The organism is Bifidobacterium olomucense, assembly GCF_012932375.1.
Lineage (GTDB): Bacteria > Actinomycetota > Actinomycetes > Actinomycetales > Bifidobacteriaceae > Bifidobacterium > Bifidobacterium olomucense.
This window is the reverse complement of record NZ_JAAIIG010000002.1, coordinates 217,709-234,808: the sequence shown is the minus strand read 5'-3', so window position 1 is coordinate 234,808 and position 17,100 is coordinate 217,709. Positions and strand designations below refer to the sequence as shown.

The window sequence follows — 17,100 nt, the reverse complement described above, 5'->3', positions numbered from 1 at the left end:
ATAGTCAAGGGAGAACCCAGTGGTCGATATTATTGACAAAGCCCTGCGTATGGGCGAAGGCCACCAGCTGAAGAAGCTGGAGAACGTGGCCAAGGCCGTCAACGCGCTGGAGGACGAAATCTCTGCCCTCTCCGACGAGGAGCTCAAGGCGCAAACCCCCAAGTTCAAGAAGATGCTTGCCGACGGCAAGAGCCTGGACGATATCATGCCCGAGGCGTTCGCCACTGTGCGTGAGGTCTCCAAGCGTACCCTTGGCCAGCGCCACTTCGATGTGCAGCTGATGGGCGGTGCCGCCCTGCACTGGGGCAACATCGCCGAGATGAAGACCGGTGAAGGCAAGACGTTGGTGGCCACCCTGCCTACCTATCTCAACGCCTTGGAAGGCAAGGGCGTTCACGTGGTCACCGTCAACGATTACCTTGCCAGCTACCAAAGCGAGCTGATGGGCCGCATCTACCGCTTCCTGGGCATGTCGGTCGGCTGCATCATCACCGAACAGAAGCCACCGGAACGTCGTAAGCAGTACAACGCGGACATCACCTACGGCACCAACAACGAGTTCGGCTTCGACTATCTGCGTGACAACATGGCTTGGGAGAAGGCCGACCTCGTACAGCGTGGTCATCATTACGCCATCGTCGATGAGGTCGATTCCATCCTTATCGACGAGGCCCGTACCCCGTTGATCATCTCCGGTCCGGCGGAAGGTGACGTTACCCGTTGGTATCGCACCTTCGCCAAGCTGGTTCTGAAGCTTACGCGCGACGAGGATTACGACGTCGATGAGAAGAAGAAGGTCGTCGGCATTCTCGACCCGGGCATTACCAAGGTCGAAGACTTCCTTGGTATCGACAACCTGTACGAGCCGGCCAACACCGCACTGATCGGCTACCTGAACAACGCCATCAAGGCCAAGGAACTCTTCCTGCGCGACAAGGACTACGTCGTCACTCAGGGCGAAGTGCTGATCGTCGACGAGCACACCGGCCGTATCCTGCCGGGTCGCCGTTACAACGAAGGCCTGCATCAGGCCATCGAAGCCAAGGAAGGCGTGGAGGTCAAGGCCGAGAACCAGACCTTCGCCACCATCACCCTGCAGAACTACTTCCGTATGTACGACAAGCTTGCAGGCATGACCGGTACCGCCGAGACCGAGGCCGCCGAGTTCATGAACACCTACAAGCTGGGCGTGCTGCCGATCAAGACCAACAAGCCGATGATCCGTAAGGATCAGGACGACCTCATCTTCCGTACCAAGAAGGAGAAGCTGGCCGCCATCGTCAAGGATGTGGCCAAGAGGCACGCCAAGGGTCAGCCGGTGCTGCTCGGCACCGCATCCGTGGAAAGCTCCGAAGTGGTCTCCACCCTGCTCGACGTGGCCAAGATCCCGCATCAGGTGCTCAACGCCAAGCAGCATGAGAAGGAGGCGGCCATCGTCGCTGTCGCCGGTCGTAAGGGCGCTGTGACTGTGGCCACCAACATGGCCGGTCGTGGTACCGATATTATGCTCGGCGGCAATGTCGAGTTCCTGGCGGATGCCAAGCTCAAGTCCGAAGGCTATTCTCCGGAAGACACTCCGGAAGAGTATGAGAAGCGTTGGCCGGGCACCTTGAACGAAATCAAGGCGCAGGTCAAGGATGAGCACGAGGAAGTCAAGGAACTTGGTGGCCTGTATGTGCTGGGCACCGAGCGTCACGAGTCCCGCCGTATCGACAACCAGCTGCGCGGTCGTTCCGGCCGTCAGGGCGATCCCGGCGAATCCCGCTTCTACCTGTCTCTGGAAGACGATCTGATGCGTCTGTTCAACACCCAGCTGGTGGCTCAGGTCATGGCCAAGGGCATGGAGGAAGGCCAGCCGATCGAGGCCAAGTCCGTGACCAAGGGTGTTCGCACCGCGCAGAAGGCCGTGGAATCCCGTAACTACGAGATTCGTAAGAACGTGCTCAAGTACGACGACGTGATGAACAAGCAGCGTACTGTCATCTACTCCGAGCGTCAGGCCGTGCTGAAGGGCGAGGATATCCACGAGGATATCGAGCGTTTCATTGCCGACACCATCGAGTCCTATATCAAGGGTGCCAACAACGGCTCCGACAAGCCCAAGGACTGGGATTGGGAAGGCCTGTTCAAGGCGCTCAACACCGTGGTGCCCACCAAGGTGATCGTGGACGAGGCCAAGGACGCCGCCGGCAAGCTCAAGGGCGAGAAGGCCGTCGAGGCCGTGCGTGACCTCATCGTCAAGGACGCCGAGGACAAGTACGACGAGCTGGAAAAGACCATCGGCGAGAAGGGTCTGCGCGACCTTGAACGCCGCGTGGTGCTCGCCGTGCTCGACCGCAAGTGGCGCGAACACCTTTACGAGATGGACTACCTGAAGGACGGCATCGGTCTGCGCGGTATGGGCCAGCGTGATCCGCTGGTCGAATACCAGCGCGAAGGCTACCAGATGTACAACTCCATGATCGAAGCGATCAAGGAGGAGTCCGTCCAGCTACTGTTCCACATCGACGTCAAGCAGGTGGCCGCCACGCAGGATCCGAATTCCACCGATGACGAGGACGCCGCCGTGGATGCCGCCGAATCCGTTGCCGGCATCACCGCCGGCTCCGAGGGTGCCGATTCCGCAGCCACCGTGGCCGCCGGTCCGGATGAAGACGGTGAATCCGAAGCTGAAGCCGCCGACGGCGAGGTTGAGGAAGAAGACGAGGAGGAGAAGGCGGCAATCGCCGAATCCGCCAAGGCTTCCGAAGCTGGAGAGGTGACCTCCGCGGTTTCCGGACCGGCTCCGATCAGCCATGCCGCAGGCAAGGTCCCGGCCAACAAGCGTCCGAAGAGCGAAGAGCTCAAGACCCCATGGGCCGATGGTCGTACCTTCCCGGGCACCGGCAAGAACGCTCCGTGCCCGTGCGGTTCCGGTCGCAAGTACAAGATGTGCCACGGACAGAACGAGAAGTGACGCATCAGCCGTAGGCATGTAGCCTGTACGGCTGGTTGAAAGCCGGGGAGCCTTTCTTCGAATACAAGAAACCGCTCCCCGGCTTTTGTGATTGTTTGTCACCGCACGGTGAAACCTTGGGACGTGGCATAGATCTTCAGCCGGCGTTCCCACTCTCCGAACAGTTCAGGACTACGACCGCCTGGTCTGAGGGCCGGTACAATCAGTCGAGCGAACTCGGCGTCAAGCTGGCTGTAGAACGGCAGGTTGTCCCAGTCGCGGTTCACTCGTGCGGCCGACTTGGCATAGATGTCGTAGATCGGCTGATTGAAATATGAATCGACGGTGCCGCGGCGTGTCAGATCCTCCACGTAGCCGGCAGCCGCAGACACGCCGCCTGGCGCGCGCAGTTCGATGGAAGCCGGGTCGAGCTGGAACCAGCGGATGAACGTCATCGCGGCCTGCTGACGAATCTTCGACAAACCGGCGCTGATAGCCATCATGGAACCACCGATCTCTGCGGTCTGCATCTGGCTTGGATCGCTCAAGCTGGGCGGCATCGCCACCTTCCATAGCCCTTTATCCGCCGGATAGGAGGAAGCCAGAATCTTACCTAGCCAGTTCGCATATGTGATGGTCAAGTAGGTGTCGGATTTCGGCAGCATGTACCTGTTGTCCCACATTGGTTCCGCGTTGAGCACGCTGGCATCGAGACCCTGTTGAACGAAGTCGGCGATGATGCGTGCCGGCTCATCGGTCATGTGGAAGGTGATGGTTGAATCGTTTTCCACGGTCCATAACTTGACGCCGGCCGAACGGAAGGTGGCGAGATAATGCTGTACATTCGTAGTGTCGATCAGTCCCATGTATCTCTGAGGGTTGCGTGCATGCAGGTCGACGCCTTCCTCATAGAATTGGTCCCAGGAGATGGGAACCTCCAGTCCATACCGTTCGAGCAGATCGGCGCGGTAGAACATTACCGTTTGCGATTGATCACCGGGAATGCCGTATAGCTTCCCGGCATAATGAGCCGATTGCCAAGCGGCCCTGTTGACCAATGTGCCGACCTCCTTCTCGATATGTTCGCTGGACAGATTCTGCAATACTCCGGAAGCCGCCAGCTGAGGGAGTGCGGTACGCTCCACATTGATGATGTCCGGTACCGAACGATGATTGATCACACGCTCCCAATACAACGCCAGCGTGTTCTCCTGGGTGCGGCCTTCAATCGGATCGATGACGATATGCGGATGTGTGCGCATAAACTCATTGATGCGCGGCATGGTTTCATTGAACGCATTGGACAGCACAGTAAGCACAATGGTGTCCGTGGAGCGCCTGATCTCCGCATATGGGCCGAGTTTCATAGTAGAGCGCTTGTGCGTGCTGATTGAGTCGCGAGACTTGAACGAGGCGTCCAGCACGATGGGCGCTGGGCGCACGAAGGTGTTGCGCACTGCGTTTATCAGAGCATCTGTAGCGCTGGCAGCCACATGGTCCTCACGCATGTCGATGGTGGCGAGTGAGGGTGTGAGCAACGAGCCCATCTGCGTATTGTCGAATCCGATTACGGAAACATCTTCCGGAATGCGTAATCCGTTGCGTCTTGCGGATGCGATGAAGCCTGAAGCCAACGCATCGTTGAAGGCGATAACGGCATCGGTCGGGTGAACGAGGTACTGTTCCACGGCCTTTGTGCCGCCACCAACATTCGGGTCACATTCTCTCACCACGCGGTAGACCATATCGTAGCGGAATGCCGCGGCGCGAATATAGCGACGGCGGTACTCGTTCGCCCATGAACTTGCTGGACCGGACAGATAGGTCAATGAGGAATGGCCTGTTTCTTTGAGCCGGCGCACCGCATCATCCACGGCCCGAGATACGTCCACTGTGACACTGGGGAGCCCCGGAATCGCCCTGTTGAGCAATATCACCGGTCGGACCAAGGCAAGGCGACGGATATCCGGCTCGCTCAGTCGTGGTGAAATCAATGCCACACCGTCTGCATTGCGCATGGCGTAGGACATCATTTTTCGCTCTTCAGCGGGTGCCTCATTGACGTTCAATGTGATGAGGCCATAGCCTTTCGACTCCAGCCGGCGCTGCATGTCGCTGATGACGTTCGCATACAGCGGATTGGTCAATGTGGGGACGATGGCCGCCAACATTCCCGTGGCGGGCAACGCTTCGGCGGAAGAGTCGGAATCGCTGATGGTCAGATACCCGAGTTGCTCGGCGATGCGACGAATGCGGAATTCGGTTTTGGCGGCCACCCTGCCTGGTTGATTGAGTGCGCGGGAGACCGTAGAGGGGTTGACCCCGGCTTCCCGGGCGATGTCGTAGATGGTGGCTTTATGCTGCGGCTGCGCCATGGTCGGACTTCCTTTCAGCGGCATTGCCTAGGCGAACAAGCATTCGGCAATATTATGGCAACCTTTGGCAACAAGCGCAATGGTCTTGCCGAGATGCACGAACATGAATCATGTCAGCAATGCGAGGCGCGTGGAAGCGCTCAACATCGCAGAAGCAAAAAGCAACAGACAAGTTCACTTGGAGGAACCATGTCTATTTCCATCACAGCCACCACGAAGGTTGTGGGCGCGGCGCCGTCCAAAGCCGTGGCGTTTGCGGTCGAGGACATCGAGCGTGACCTGAAAGCAACGGTGCTGCCGTCCGAACGGCAGGGTGCGAACATCGTGCTGGTTGAAGGACCCCATAATCCGGAAACCTATGAAGTGCGTGTGTCGGACGGCAATCTTGAGATTCATGCCGGTGACGACTTCGGGTTCATCTACGGTCTGTATGCGGTCAGCCGCGAAGTGCTTGGCGTCAAGGATTTTTGGTTCTGGAACGATCAGCGTTTTGAGCCGGCGCCCAGCATCGAAGTCGCCGATGATTTCGCTCTGACCAGCAAGCCGACCGCCGTCAAATACAAGGGTTTCTTCATCAACGATGAAGTGTTGTTGGAAGACTGGAAATTCGACAACGATTCAGACAAGACATGGCGACTGGCGTTCGAAACCGTCTACCGTCTTGGCGGCAACATGGTCATCCCCGGTTCCGGCCAGCGCGGTGAGCCGCATCTGAAGCTCGCCCAAGACATGGGCTTCTACATCAACCAGCACCACGCCTGCCCGCTTGGCGCCCGCATGTTCGCCGCCGCCTATCCGGGCGTGCAGCCAAAGTGGCCTGAAGAGGAACCTCGTTTCGAAGCCTTGTGGCGTGAGGCCATCGAGGCGCAGAAGGGCAAGCGCACCGTGTGGACCTTGGGCTTCCGAGGACAGGGCGATCAGCCGTTCTGGAACTTCGACCCGCGTTACGCCACCGACGAGGCTCGCGGCAAGCTGCTCTCCGAGATCATCCAGCGCCAATACGACATGGTGCAGGACGCCGACCCGGGTGCGCAATGCTGCATCTACCTGTATGGCGAAGCCATGGAGCTCTACCGCGCAGGAGTCCTGACCTATCCGAAGCAGGTCGCCAAGATCTGGGCCGACAACGGCTTCGGCCGCATGGTCTCCCGTCGCCAGGAAAACAACAATCCGCGCGTGCCCGCCATGCCCACCAACGACGGCGACAACGGCATCTACTACCACGCCAGCTTCTACGACCTGCAGGCCGCCAACCACACCACCGATATCACCAACGATCCGCGTCTTGTGTCCAAGGAACTGGAGAACGTGATCGTCAACGGTGGCGACGACGTGTGGATCGTCAACGCCTCCAACATCAAGCCGCATGTCTACTTCCTGAACTTCATCGCCGCCATCTGGCGCGAAGGCAAGATCGACTTTGAGAAAGTCGCCAAGCAGTACATCGCCGACTATTACGGCGAAGAGAACGTGGATGCCGTCTTCGACCTGTACGAGGAGTACTGGAAGGTCGCCGTGCAGTACGGCCCGAACTGGGACGACCATGCCGGCGAGCAGTACTTCAACCATGTGCCGCGTATGCTCATCACCCAGTGGCTACGCGACAAGCAGGCCCCCGCACAGGATCTGCGCTGGATGCATGACGGCAAGAACCTCAAGGAACAGATCGAGTTCTACCGCAATCTCATCGCTCCGGCCGTCAAGCGTTACGCCGATCTGGCCGACAAAGTGGAACTTGCCGCCATCTCCGCCGAACTTCGGGGTGAGGAGGACGCTGCAGAGCTCATTCGCGACTCCATCGGCGTGGAAGTCGGCATCTACGAGCATTCGGTGGCCGCATCCGTGCATGTGTGCGATGCATTGCTCGCCGGATACGAGGAAGACTGGCAGCACGCGTTCTACGATGCCGGACTCGCGGCCGAGGAATTCACCGCCGGCGACCATGCGATGCGTGACCGCGAACACGGCAAGTGGGAAGGCTTCTGGCGCAACGACTGCCTGACCGACATCAAGCAATCCGCATGGGTGTGCGAGCAGCTCATGGGCTACCTGCGTTGCGTGGGCGACGGCCCGCACTACTACCAGTGGTTGCGTGATTTCTGCTACCCGGATTGGGAAAAGAACGTGTTCGTCATCATGAACATGGAAAACCACCCGACCGACCGTGAGATCTTCGCCGCCATGAAGGCCAAGTGGGACAAGTAGCGTCCAGACCATAGTCCCCTCTGATGAGGGGCGCAGCGGATGGGGGAGTCCCATTCAACGATGTGAGACTTCCCCGGAATCACACTTCCCTCTCCGGTTTCTTGCACACAGAAGCGGAGGAGTAAGAAAAAGAAAAACCGGACTTGGATTCCAAGCCTGGATGGAGAAAGGAATGCTGTAATGTCACAGCAGACAGCAGCTCCCGAGGCTAAGGCGCCTCAGGGACGCAAGATCAAGCTCATCAACGCGATCGGATACGCGTTCGGTGATTTCTACGGCGGCGGCTTCGGCCAGATCGCCACATTCCTCACCTTGTTCTGGACCACATTCGCCGGACTGAAGGTGGCGCAGGCCCAGTCCATCGTCGGTATCGCGACGATGCTCGCCGCATTCTCCGCCCTCATTTTCGGCACGCTGTCCGACAACTTGTACAAGTGGAAGATCGGCCGCAAGTTCGGACGCCGTCGCTTCCTGATCCTGCTGGGCGTGCCTGTCCTGCTGGTCACCATACTCATGTACGTTCCGGGCCTGCCGGTATGGGGATACTTCGTGGTGTACGCGCTGTGGATCATCGCCAATCAGCTCATCATGACCCCGTACTCGGTGCTTCCGAACGAGATGACCACCGATTTCAACGGCCGCACGATGCTGTCCACCACCCGCATGCTGTTCTCCGGCATCTCCACCGCCGTGATCCCGCTGGGCGCTGCCGCGTTCCTCAAGGCGCTCGGTGAGAAGCAGAGCTCGTCCTACACCATCGCCATGGGCTTCTTCATCGTGCTGTTCGCGGTGTTCGTGTTCATCGCCTACAAGTCCACCTGGGAGCTGACCCCGGAGGAGGCCGGCTTCGACGAGGCGGCCATCGAGGCCGAGAAGAAGGAGCCGTTCAACTTCGGCAAGTGGCTCAAGGGCGTGGGCGACATCTTCGTAGGCTATTTCTCCACCCTGCGCAACAAGACCTTCCGCAAGCACATCCTCATCTACCTGCTCGGCCAGTCCTTCTTGGACATCTTCGGCCAGGTGTGGCTGTTCTTCGTGCTCTACAACCTCAACAAGCCGGTCGCCTTCGGCACCGCCCTGCTCGGCATGGCCCTGATCGGCGAGCCGCTCAAGCCCGTGTTCGGCTGGATCTTCTCCAAGCTCGGTCCTCGCAAGATGTTCTCCCTGAACTTCGCCGGCGCCATCCTCGGCCTTCTTGGCCTGTGGGGCCTGTGGCAGACCGCCTCCCAGAACAACACCGCCGTCTGGAACACCGCGCTGTACGTGGTCATGGTCTGGTGGCTCATCTTCCGCGCCATGACCTGGTTCATCCCGTGGAACGTGTTCCCGTTCATCCCGGACGTCGACATGATTATGGCCGGCGAGAACCGCGGCGGCCTGTACATCGGCTTCCAGCAGTTCGCCCGCAAGATCACCGCCGGCCTGTCCGCCATGGCCTGGGGTTGGTACCTCGGCGCCAACGGCTTCGTCGAGACCGCCTTCAAGGCCGGCAAGCCGCAGCCCGAGCAGGCCGTGAACGCCATCGGTACCGTGCTGGTGTGGTGGATCATCGCCGGTCTCGCCGTGGCCTGGATCATCTCCTTCACGATGAAGCTCGACAAGAAGACCGACGCCGTCCTGCTCGCCGAAATCGACCGTCTCAAGGCCGGCGGCAAGAAGAAGGACGTCGATCCCGACACCAAGAAGGTCGTCGAGCAGCTCACCGGCATCAAGTACGAGCAGTGCTGGCCGCAGACCACCGAGTGAATTTCGATGACTGCTGATTGCTAGACAATCGCTGAATGAGGCTCTCCTCTCCACCGGAGGAGAGCCTTTGCCTCATTTTGCAATATGGAAGTTTGCGTCTCGAGAAACGTATGGCCATTACAATGAGCCGCGTTACTAGCTATCGGGCGCTAATGTGCGTCAAGGAGGAACAATGGCAGAGATCACATGGAAGTCGATTCTCACCAAGCTGGTCGGGGGAGACCACCTGAGCGCCGAGGAATCCGAATGGTTCGTGGACGATCTGATGAAGGGCAACGCGAACCCGGCCGCCGTGGGTGCCGCGCTCGCCATGCAGCAGCAGCTGGGCCTGACCGCCGAGGAGGTGTCCGGCGCCGCCAAGGCCATGGTCTCGCACGCCATTCCGCTCAAGGTCTCTGGTGAGACCACGGACATCGTGGGCACCGGCGGCGACGGCTTCGCCACGGTGAACCTGTCCACCATGGGTTCCGTGGTGGCCGCCGCGGCCGGCGTGAAGATCGTCAAGCACGGCAACCGCGCCGCCTCCTCGAAGTGCGGCGCCGCCGATGTGCTCGAGGCGCTCGGCCTGCCGCTGGACCTCAAGCCCGAAGCCGTGGGCGAGGTCGGCGACGAGGTGGGCATCACCTTCGCGTTCGCCCGCACCTTCCACCCGGCCATGCGCTTCGTGGGTCCCGTGCGCGCCGCGCTCGGCATCCCGTGCGTGTTCAACGTGCTCGGCCCGCTGACCAACCCGGCCAAGCCGGCGCACGTGGCCATCGGCTGCGCCAACCGCGCCATGAGCCCGATCATGGCCGCCGCCTACGCCGCGGCCGGCCAGTCCGGCATGGTCTACACCTCGCACGAGGGCATGGACGAGCTCGCGCCCACCGGCCCGGTCTCCGTGTGGGAGATCCGCGATGGTAAGGTCACCGAGACCGATTTCGACCCGACCGTGGATCTGGGTCTCGCCAAGATCGACGTCGCCGACCTCAAGGGTGGCGAACCCGAGGTCAACGCCGCCGCCTTCCGTGACTTCCTGGCCGGCAAGGACGTGCCGTCCCGCTCCACCGCGCTGCTCAACGCCGCCTCCGCCATCGTGGCCGACGGTCATCTGGTCGGCGAGGGCACGCTCGCCGAGCGCTTCGCCGAAGGATACAAGATCGCCGAAGATGCCGTCGACTCCGGCAAGGCCGAGGCCCTGCTGAACAAATGGATCGAAACCGCCAAGTCCAAGGCATGATTGACCCGCTTAAGACATTGACAGGCTTATTCCTGCACATGATATGCAGGAATAAGCCTGTTTCGTTTCGTGGCTATGGAGTGTCCCCGTCGCACTGTCTGACGCTGATGTCAGTGTGCTCGTGCTCATGGCTTTTGTGGCGTGGATGCTGCCACGCTCGATGAACATCGCCTGTTCCGTCACGGTTTGCGCCCCGCCCATGTTGGAGCGTCGTATTCTATGTAGCAGCAACTGGGCGGCGTTGTGGGCGTTCTGCTCCACCGGCAGGTGAATCGTGGACAATGTTGGATTGGTGAATGCGGACATGGGAATGTCGTCGAATCCAACCACTTTTACATCGGCTGGTATATGCATGCCATTGCCTTGCGCGGCAGCCATGAAACCGATTGCCATGATGTCATTGAAAGCGAACAATGCATCTGTGGGATGCCTGAGGAATTTGCCGATGGCTTTGAATCCGCTTTCCATGGTGGGCTGAGTTGCTTGAATATGCGTTACCGACATACCCAGATGTTTCGCCTCATGAACGATAAGGTTATGTCGATTGCTGTCGGACCAAGATGATGAAGGCCCGGCTAGATACGTGATGGTGGATACGCCTGCAACCTGCAGAGAAAGCACCGCCTGGCGTACGGCATTCCGCGTATCGGAAAGCACTTGATCGATGCCTGGCACGGATCTGTTGATTATCGTCAGCGGCATGGTATCGGCGATTTTATGCAGTTCCGCTTCTCCGGTTCTGGGGGCGATGAGCACGGCTCCGTCAATCTGTTGCATCCACACGTTGCTCAGCAACTTATGCGCAAGCATGTTCTCCATGGTGTCTGAAACGATGACCGTGTATCCATGGGAGGCCATCACGTTCTGCACCACTTTGATGCAGGTCGATTGGAATGGATTGGCGATATCCGGTGCAACGACCGCGACCAAACCGGTACGTTGCGTTGATATGGTTGCGGCGGCCGAATCATCGAGCTGTCGGATTCGCTTGGGTGTATCGTAGCCGAGCCGTTCCGCGACGGACCGGACGTTGGCGATGGTGACGGAGGATACGAGTCCCGGCCGGGACAGGGCCCGTGACACCGTCGCTGGGCTGACGCCGGCCTCCTTGGCGATGTCGTAGATTGTTACTTTCTTGTGCATCACTAGTTGATTATGATTTGTAATGAAACTTTTTGCAACAAAAAATGCGGGCGCGCGATTCTTGCGAGACTGATCGTGTTCTGATTCACAGAGGATTCCACACAGTGTCAATGAAGTTGTGGGGAATCGAAAGAGAAAGAAGCAATCATGTCTCAGGCAATCAGTGCGACCTTGCCGCGAACGCGCAAGGTCACCATCGGCAGTGCGCTTGGCTACGCCATCGGTGATTTCTACGGCGGCGGCTCCACCACTCTGACGGGCACGTATCTGGCCCTGTTCTGGACCACGTTCGCCGGACTGGACATCGCCCAGGCGCAGAGCATCATCGGCGTCGCCACCATCGTCAGCGCCGTGTCGTCCATCATCTTCGGTTCCCTGTCCGACAACTTCTATCGCTACAAGCTCGGCCGCAAGTTCGGTCGTCGTCGCTTCTTCCTGCTGCTGGCCTCCCCGCTGGTGCTGATCACCTCGCTGATGTGGATTCCGAGCCTGCCGTTCGTTGCCTACTTCGCGCTGTACACGCTGTTCATCGTCGTGCTGCAGATGTTCCTGGTCTCCTACTCCTCGCTGCCCACCGAAATGACCAGCGATTACAACGGACGTACGCTGCTGTCCACCGTGCGCATGATCGTGTCGGGCGTCTCCACGGTGGCCATCCCCGCGGTCGGCGGATGGATGCTGTCGACGATCGGCGAGGACAGGGCCATCTCCTACCAGACCTTCGCCATCGGCATCACGGTGCTGTTCGCCATCGTCCTGTTCATCGTCTCCCGCACCACATGGGAGATGACGCCGGAAGAGGCCGGATACGATGTCGCCAAGATCGAGGCCGAGCAGAAGCAGCCGTTCAGCTTCTCCCGCTGGTGCAGGAACGTCGGCAAGCTCGCCGTGGACTACATCTCGACCTTCCGCATCTCCTCGTTCCGCAAGTTCATGGGCATCTACCTGCTGAGCCACTGCATGATGGACATCTTCGGCCAGACCTTCGTGTTCTTCGCGATCTTCTGCTGGGGCAAGAACACGGCCTTCGCCTCCATGCTGCTGTCGTTCGCCGTCATCGCCGAGTTCTTCAAGCCGGTCTGGGGCCTGCTGTTCGCCAAGATCGGCCCCCGCAACATCTTCCAGCTCGCCTTCGGACTGGGCATCGTCGCGCTCGGCGGCCTGTTCGCCACGTGGAAGCTGCAGCCCACCATGGATGACGGGCAGTTCGTCGTGGTGGCGATCGCCGCCTGCATCTTCTGGTTCATCGCCCGCGGCCTCATCTGGTTCCCCTGCTGGACGGTCTTCCCGTTCATCCCGGATGTCGATGAGATCGTCTCCGGCAAGAACCGCACCTCCATCTTCACCGGTTCCACCTACTTCATCGCCCGCATCCTGAAGGGCTTCGTGTCCATGGCCATCGGCGGCTATCTCGCCTATGTCGGCTTCGATTCCAAGGCCTCCACCGCCAGCGCCGGCGTGCAGAACGGCATCGTGTTCGTGATGATCGGCTGGACGGTCATTGGTCTGGTGCTCTCCTGGATTATCGCCCTGACCTTCAAGCTCGACAAGCGCACCGACGGCATCCTGAACAACGAGATCAACCGTCTCAAAAACGGCGGCAGCAAGGCCGATGTGACCAGCGAGACCAAGCAGGTCGTGGAAAGCCTCACCGGCGTGCCGTACGAGAAGTGCTGGCCGCAGGCACAGGCCTGACCTGATACCCAGGTGGCGGGACCGTGAGTCCTGGCGGTGCATCCCGCGGACGGAATGGTCCCGCCACCTTTTTCATATCATTGACTCATCGTGATGAAGGAATGAAATCATGACAACCGATACCCATGAATTCGACCACGACATACTGGTCACGGACACCACACTGACCGTGTGGCGGCTGCTGCCCGACGACGCGACGCCCGACCGTCGCTTCCATGTGTCCCTCGACGGCGGTGAGCCGGTGGAACTCACCCTGACGCATTACACCTTCGAGGATCTCGAACCCTCCAGCGCGCATACGGTGGAGGTCGGCTATGACGCCGATGGCTCCGGACGATTCGTGCCGCTGCTGACGGAGCATGCCGTCACCGCCCCCGTGAAGCAGCGCCTTGACGTGAGCCAGCCGCCATACAACGCCGTGGGCGACGGCGCCACGCTCAACACCGCCGCCATCCAGCGCGCGCTGGACGACTGCGACGCCGAACATCAGGTGGTCATCCCCAAAGGCGTTTTCCTCTCCGGCGCCCTGCGCCTGCATTCGAACACCGAACTGGTCATCGAACATGGCGGCGTGCTGCAGGGAAGCTCCAACCCGGCCGACTATGAGCCGCGCATCTGGAGCCGATTCGAAGGCATCGAAGGGGAGCGGTATTCCAGCCTGCTCAACATCGGCGTGCTCGACCATTCCTCGTCGTACAACTGCGAGAACATCGTCATCCGCGGCCATGGCTCCATTCTCGGAGGCGGCGTGGAACTCATGCAGTCCACCATCGACCAGGAAATGGAACGGCTGAAGGACCAGCTGATCGCCCTGGGCGACAGGATTGCGGAGTTCGAGAAACCCACCACATTGGCCGGCCGAGTGCGTGGTCGCCTGATCAATGTGTCCAACGGACGCAACATCGTCATCAGCGGCCTGACCGTCGGCATGGGCCCGGCATGGAATCTGCATTTCGTGTACAGCGATCACGTCACGGTCTCCGACTGCACCTTCGTCTCTCGCGCCGTGTGGAACGGCGATGGCTGCGATCCCGACTCCTCCACGAACGTCGCGGTGTTCGGCTGCGCGTTCGAAACCGGCGATGACATGGTGGCCATCAAATCGGGTCGCAACCCGGAGGGAAACGTCATCAACCGTCCCACCGAACACGTGCGAATCTTCGACTGCAATTCGTTGTTCGGCTGGGGCATCGCCATCGGCAGCGAGATGTCGGGAGGCGTGAGCGACGTGGAGGTCTGGGACTGCGACATGTCCCGCACCGCCTATGGTCTGGAGGTCAAGGCCACGAAGAAGCGCGGCGGATATGTGCGCGGCGTGCGCATGCGCCAGTGCAGGACCTCTCGCATCATGATTCATTCGGTGGGGTACAACGACGACGGCGAGGGTTCCGATGTGCCGCCGGTGTTCGAGAACATGGAATTCCGCGATGTCCATCTCCTCGACCGGTTCGACCCGAGCACGGTGTCCGGTGGTTCGATCGGCGATATCGACTGCGACATCGATGTGCAGGGCTTCGACGTGCCCGGATACGAGGTGCGGAATGTGGCGTTCCATAACATCGGCTTCACCATCGCACCGGACCGCAAGACGTCGGATGAGGACCATATGAGTATCCGTCTTCGCCACACCAGGAACGTCGTGTTCGACGATATCCAGTCTTGAGCGGCATCGCGAAGTCACTCCGGATTGCATTGCCAATGATGCCGTGATTCCATGAGAGGGATTGTGGCGTCATTGGCATGACTCTATGAGTGCAACTTTGGCAACAAGTGGCAACGCTGGATATTGCGGCGGTAGGCTATGACGCAGATTCGGCCGATGACGGCTTAGATTCGTGGGAGGAACATCGTGAGTTCGTTTTCGGAATTCGGCTCGCTGGTCAAAAACCGGCATAAGCCGAAAGACAAGCCGACCGACACCAAGGTGGCATTGGGCTTTCTGGCACCATGGCTTATCGGCGCGATATGTCTGAGCCTGATTCCCATGGTGTATTCCCTGGTGATTTCGTTCACCAAATACAACATGATCAAACCGCCTCAATTCGTGGGGCTCATGAACTATCGGCATATGCTTGCCGATCCTCGATTCATGAACTCGCTTACGGTCACGTTGGTGTATGTGATAGTGTCGGTGCCGTTGCAACTCATTGCCGCATTGGCTCTGGCGGCATTGCTAGATCGCGGCATGCGCGGGCTTTCTTTCTATCGTTCCGCCTTCTATCTGCCGTCCATGCTCGGCGGCTCGGTAGCCGTGGCGGTGCTGTGGAAGATGGTGTTTGGATCGGATGGTCTATTCAACGCGTTCCTGGGATTGTTCGGCATCGATACCGCTATGAGCTGGATTGCGAACCCGGACACCGCCAACTGGACGTTGATCGCGCTGCACGTGTGGCAGTTCGGCTCCCCGATGGTGATCTTCCTGGCCGGTCTGCGCCAAATTCCACGTGAACTCTATGAGGCGGCCAGCGTGGACGGTGCCGGCAAATGGCGTCAATTCCGCTCGATCACCTTGCCGATGCTCTCTCCAATCATCTTCTTCAACTTGGTGATGAGCATTATCAACTCATTCCAAACATTTACGCAAGCCTACGTGGTTTCCGGCGGCACCGGTGGCCCCAGCGACTCCACGCTGTTCTACACGCTGTACCTGTACCAGCAAGGTTTTGCTTCGCTGCGCATGGGATACGCCTCCGCGCTGGCATGGATCATGGTGGTGATCGTGGCATTGCTGACGGGAGTCAATTTCGCTCTATCAAAGTTCTGGGTGCACTATGACGACTGATACCATGACAACGAAAGCCATATTCAATCCTCCTGAATCCGTCAAGAAAGGGACCATGCATGATGTGCGTGATGATTTGCGTGCGCAGCAGCGTCAGCGGGCGTATGCGGAACTTGGCTCGCAGCGTGGCCTGAACGGGAACAGCAAGCGCGCCATATCGCGTGTGGTGGTAAGCGTCGTCAAGCAGGTCGTGGTGCTGCTGCTCGCGATCATCATGCTGTATCCGATTTTGTGGATGATCGCCAGCTCCCTGCGCCCGCAGGATGAGATTTTCACCAATATGGGGCTCGTGGTCACCAAACCGGTCTGGCAAAACTACGCGGCTGGTTGGAACGCGTTGAGCTACCCGTTTGGCCGTTACATTCTGAACTCGCTGATCATCGTGGTGTTCGCCATCATCGGCAATATTCTCACCTGTTCGATGGCGGCATACGCGTTCGCGCGACTGAACTTCCGATTTCGTGGGGCGCTCTTCGGCTTCATGCTGCTGATGCTTATGGTGCCGATTCATGTGATCGTGATCCCGCAGTACATTATGTGGAATTCATTGCATCTCATCAACACATTCGTACCGTTGATCCTGCCGAAGTTCCTCGCGATGGATGGGTTCTTCACCTTCCTCTTCTACCAGTTCTTGCGTGGACTCCCACGCGATCTGGACGAGGCGGCGAAGCTGGACGGCGCCGGTCACATCCGTATCTTCTTCCAGATCCTGCTGCCGCTTATGAAACCGGCCATCGGCACCTGCGCGGTGTTCACCTTCATCTGGACGTGGAACGACTTCTTCAGCCAACTGCTGTACCTGACTAAGCCAGATATGTACACCGTGCCGATCGCCCTGCGTACGTTCATCGATGCGCAATCCCAATCCAGCTACGGCCCGATGTTCGCGATGAGCGTGGTCTCTTTGATTCCGTTGTTCCTCGTGTTCACGTTCGGCCAGAAGTATCTCGTTCAGGGTATCGCCACAACCGGAGGCAAGTGATGGCGGAAAACATGG

The 17,100-nt window shown here is 59.3% G+C and carries 10 protein-coding genes; 8 read left to right on the top strand and 2 right to left on the bottom strand.

From position 1 onward, the window contains the following. Positions 1–19 precede the first annotated feature (19 nt). Positions 20–2,956 (top strand): preprotein translocase subunit SecA, encoded by a 2,937-nt coding sequence (secA, locus tag G1C97_RS02955; protein ID WP_169240464.1) that lies wholly within the window; start codon positions 20–22, stop codon positions 2,954–2,956. Between the two features lie 98 nt (positions 2,957–3,054). On the opposite strand, the gene G1C97_RS02950 is transcribed toward secA, so the two are convergent. After that, entirely contained in the window at positions 3,055–5,310 is a 2,256-nt protein-coding gene (locus G1C97_RS02950; RefSeq protein WP_169240463.1) for an extracellular solute-binding protein, read from the bottom strand. 189 nt (positions 5,311–5,499) lie between these two features. Between G1C97_RS02950 and G1C97_RS02945 the strand changes: the two genes are divergently transcribed. The 3 genes from G1C97_RS02945 to trpD all read left to right on the top strand — a co-directional run bounded on the left by G1C97_RS02945 (position 5,500) and on the right by trpD (position 10,480). Further along, positions 5,500–7,515, top strand: a complete 2,016-nt coding sequence (locus tag G1C97_RS02945) for a glycosyl hydrolase 115 family protein (protein WP_169240462.1) — start codon at positions 5,500–5,502, stop codon at positions 7,513–7,515. 180 nt (positions 7,516–7,695) lie between these two features. Continuing rightward, positions 7,696–9,261 carry an MFS transporter gene (locus tag G1C97_RS02940; protein WP_169240461.1) on the top strand — a complete coding sequence of 522 codons (1,566 nt, stop codon included), beginning with the start codon at positions 7,696–7,698 and terminating at the stop codon, positions 9,259–9,261. Positions 9,262–9,433: 172 nt separating this feature from the next. Continuing rightward, positions 9,434–10,480: an anthranilate phosphoribosyltransferase gene (gene trpD / locus G1C97_RS02935; protein ID WP_169240460.1), complete on the top strand. Its 1,047-nt coding sequence runs from the start codon at positions 9,434–9,436 to the stop codon at positions 10,478–10,480. 9 nt (positions 10,481–10,489) lie between these two features. Here trpD and G1C97_RS02930 read toward each other — a convergent pair whose 3' ends face one another. Beyond that, entirely contained in the window at positions 10,490–11,734 is a 1,245-nt protein-coding gene (locus G1C97_RS02930) for a LacI family DNA-binding transcriptional regulator (RefSeq protein ID WP_169240459.1), read from the bottom strand. A gap of 36 nt (positions 11,735–11,770) precedes the next feature. Here G1C97_RS02930 and G1C97_RS02925 point away from each other — a divergent pair, with 36 nt between their 5' ends. The 4 genes from G1C97_RS02925 to G1C97_RS02910 all read left to right on the top strand — a co-directional run bounded on the left by G1C97_RS02925 (position 11,771) and on the right by G1C97_RS02910 (position 17,085). Then, on the top strand, positions 11,771–13,318 hold the full coding sequence (locus tag G1C97_RS02925; RefSeq protein ID WP_169240458.1) for an MFS transporter: 1,548 nt from the start codon (positions 11,771–11,773) through the stop codon (positions 13,316–13,318). 109 nt (positions 13,319–13,427) lie between these two features. Beyond that, positions 13,428–14,981: a glycoside hydrolase family 28 protein gene (locus tag G1C97_RS02920; RefSeq protein ID WP_169240457.1), complete on the top strand. Its 1,554-nt coding sequence runs from the start codon at positions 13,428–13,430 to the stop codon at positions 14,979–14,981. 186 nt (positions 14,982–15,167) lie between these two features. Continuing rightward, entirely contained in the window at positions 15,168–16,100 is a 933-nt protein-coding gene (locus G1C97_RS02915) for a carbohydrate ABC transporter permease (RefSeq protein WP_335341324.1), read from the top strand. A 55-nt stretch (positions 16,101–16,155) separates the two neighbouring features. Beyond that, entirely contained in the window at positions 16,156–17,085 is a 930-nt protein-coding gene (locus G1C97_RS02910) for a carbohydrate ABC transporter permease (RefSeq protein WP_169240456.1), read from the top strand. Positions 17,086–17,100 lie beyond the last annotated feature (15 nt).

Bases quoted from the DNA above. Each gene is read 5' to 3' on its own strand.
- G1C97_RS02940 (WP_169240461.1), top strand. From the start codon at position 7,696: ATGTCACAGCAGACAGCAGCTCCCGAGGCTAAGGCGCCTCAGGGACGC.
- G1C97_RS02925 (WP_169240458.1), top strand. From the start codon at position 11,771: ATGTCTCAGGCAATCAGTGCGACCTTGCCGCGAACGCGCAAGGTCACC.
- G1C97_RS02910 (WP_169240456.1), top strand. From the start codon at position 16,156: ATGCATGATGTGCGTGATGATTTGCGTGCGCAGCAGCGTCAGCGGGCG.
- trpD (WP_169240460.1), top strand. From the start codon at position 9,434: ATGGCAGAGATCACATGGAAGTCGATTCTCACCAAGCTGGTCGGGGGA.
- G1C97_RS02950 (WP_169240463.1), bottom strand. From the start codon at position 5,310: ATGGCGCAGCCGCAGCATAAAGCCACCATCTACGACATCGCCCGGGAA.
- G1C97_RS02920 (WP_169240457.1), top strand. From the start codon at position 13,428: ATGACAACCGATACCCATGAATTCGACCACGACATACTGGTCACGGAC.
- G1C97_RS02945 (WP_169240462.1), top strand. From the start codon at position 5,500: ATGTCTATTTCCATCACAGCCACCACGAAGGTTGTGGGCGCGGCGCCG.